Origin of the sequence: Collinsella sp. CLA-AP-H1, assembly GCF_040092945.1 — a bacterium.
Classification (GTDB): domain Bacteria; phylum Actinomycetota; class Coriobacteriia; order Coriobacteriales; family Coriobacteriaceae; genus Collinsella.
In genome coordinates this window covers 1-2,634 of record NZ_JBBNKO010000030.1, presented here as the reverse complement: position 1 = coordinate 2,634, position 2,634 = coordinate 1, and the positions used below count along the sequence as shown (strand labels likewise).

The following is a 2,634-nucleotide window of genomic DNA, read 5'->3' as shown; positions in this document are numbered from 1 at the left end:
CCTTGCACCTGCCGTCTATCGACCAGGTAGTCTACCTGGGCCCTTACCGGAAGGAGAACTAATCCCTGGAACGGCTTCCCGCTTAGATGCCTTCAGCGGTTATCCGCGCCGCACGCGGCTACCCGGCCGTGCCGTTGGTCGACAACCGGTTCACCGGAGGTGCGTCCACCCCGGTCCTCTCGTACTGGGGGCAGCCTCCATCGATTCTCCTGCGCCCACGGAGGATAGGGACCGAACTGTCTCACGACGTTCTGAACCCAGCTCGCGTACCGCTTTAAACGGCGAACAGCCGTACCCTTGGGACCTGCTCCAGCCCCAGGATGCGATGAGCCGACATCGAGGTGCCAAACCTTGCCGTCGATGTGGACTCTTGGGCAAGATCAGCCTGTTATCCCCGGAGTACCTTTTATCCGTTGAGCGACGGCCCACCCACTCGGGGCCGCCGGATCACTAGAGCCTGCTTTCGCACCTGCTCGGCTTGTGGGCCTCGCAGTCAAGCCCGCTTGTACTCTTGCATTCAAAAGGACGGTTGCCGACCGTCCCGAGCGGACCTTCGCGCGCCTCCGTTACCCTTTAGGAGGCGACCGCCCCAGTCAAACTGCCCGCCTGGCACGGTCCCCGAGCCGGTTGACGGCCTCGGGTTAGGACGCCGGTCGCGCGAGGGCAGTATTCCAAGGGCGGCTCCCCGGGGGCTGGCGCCTCCGGATCGATGCCTCCTGCCTATCCTCTACACGCGGGACCAGCGGCCAATGCCAAGCTGCAGTGAAGGTTCACGGGGTCTTTCCGTCCTTCCGCGGGTAAGTCGCATCTTCACGACCAGTGCAATTTCACCGGGTCCATGGTCGAGACAGCGCCCAAGTCGTTGCGCCTTTCGTGCAGGTCGGAACTTACCCGACAAGGAATTTCGCTACCTTAGGACCGTTATAGTTACGGCCGCCGTTTACCGGGGCTTGGCTTCGGGGCTTCGCGCGATGCGCTAACTCCTCCGCGTGACCTTCCGGCACCGGGCAGGCGTCAGACCCTATACGTCGCCTTGCGGCTTCTGCAGAGTCCTGTGTTTTTGGTAAACAGTCGCTTGGGCCTCTCCACTGCGGCCCGCCTCCGCTCCCCGGGCAAGCCGGTTCACGTACGCGCGGGCACCCCTTCTCCCGAAGTTACGGGGCCATTGTGCCGAGTTCCTTGACCATGGTTGACCCGATCGCCTCGGTATGTTCTACCCACCCACCTGTGTCGGTTTGCGGTACGGGCGCGCACGCGCCTGCCTAGGGGTTTTTCTAGGGACCTCGGGCTCACTCGCTTCGCTCAATCGCTTCGTCCGGAGCCTCGCCCTTGATGCGGACCGGATTTCCCTGGTCCGCGGGCCGCGCTCCATCACGGGGACGTCCAGAACCCCGCCGAGCCACCCCCATCCGTCGCCCCGTCGGTCGTAGCGCCGCGTGCGCGGTGCAGGAATGTCTGCCTGCTGCGCGTCGGCTACGCCTACCGGCCTCGCCTTAGCCCCCGACTGACCCTGGGAGGATTAGCCTTGCCCAGGAAACCTCGGGTTCACGGCGGACGAGTTACTCTCTCGTCTCTCGCTACTCATGCCAGCATTCTCACTCCCATGCGCTCCACCGTCGGTCGCCCTCCGGCTTCTCCGCCCATGGGAAGCTCCCCTACCGATTCTGTAAATCAAAATCCCGCCGCTTCGGTGTCCAGCTTAGCCCCGTGTATTGTCGGCGCATGTCCACTCGACCAGTGAGCTGTTACGCACTCTTTGAATGGATGGCTGCTTCTAAGCCAACATCCTGGTTGTCTGGGCGGACGCACATCCTTTGCCACTCGGCTGGAACTTGGGGACCTTAGCGGGCGGTCCGGGCTGTTTCCCTCTCGAGCACACAGCTTAGCCCACATGCTCTGACTGCCGCGCTCTGGGCCGCCGGCATTCGGAGTTCGGTTGGATTCGGTAGGCGGCGAAGCCCCCTCGTCCATCCGGTGCTCTACCTCCGGCGGTGAACGCGCGACGCTAGCCCTAAAGCTATTTCGGGGAGAACGAGATATCTCCGGGTTTGATTGGCCTTTCACCCCTATCCGCAGGTCATCGCCGCCGTTTTCAACCGACGTGCGTTCGGCCCTCCACGGGGTCTTACCCCCGCTTCAGCCTGCCCACGGATAGCTCACCCGGCTTCGCGTCCGCGGCGCGGGACTCAAGTCGCCCTGTTAAGGCTCGCTTTCGCTCCGGCTCCCTTTCGGTTAACCTCGCCCCGCGCCAGCGACTCGCTGGCTCATTCTACAAAAGGCACGCCGTCACAACTGAAAGTTGCTCCGACTGCTCGTGGGCGCACGGTTTCAGGTACTGTTTCACTCCCCTCCCGGGGTGCTTTTCACCTTTCCCTCACGGTACTGGTGCGCTATCGGTCACAGGGTAGTACTCAGGCTTGGATGGTGGTCCACCCAGGTTCGGACCGGGTTTCACGTGCCCGGCCCTACTCAGGGACCGCGTCGCGCCGTCCGGTCTGGGTTCGCGTACGGGGCTGTCACCCGCTGCGGCCGGCCCTCCCATGCCGTTCCGCTCCCCAGCCGGACCTGCGCCCGGGGGCGGCAGCCCCCGGATGCGCGGCCCTGCAACCCCGTCGGCGGAACCCCTGCCGGGTA

The 2,634-nt window shown here is 64.2% G+C and carries 1 rRNA gene; it reads right to left on the bottom strand.

The window, feature by feature from the left end:
- Positions 1-2,634: ribosomal RNA gene (locus AAAV44_RS09740) — 23S ribosomal RNA — on the bottom strand; the annotation flags it as partial.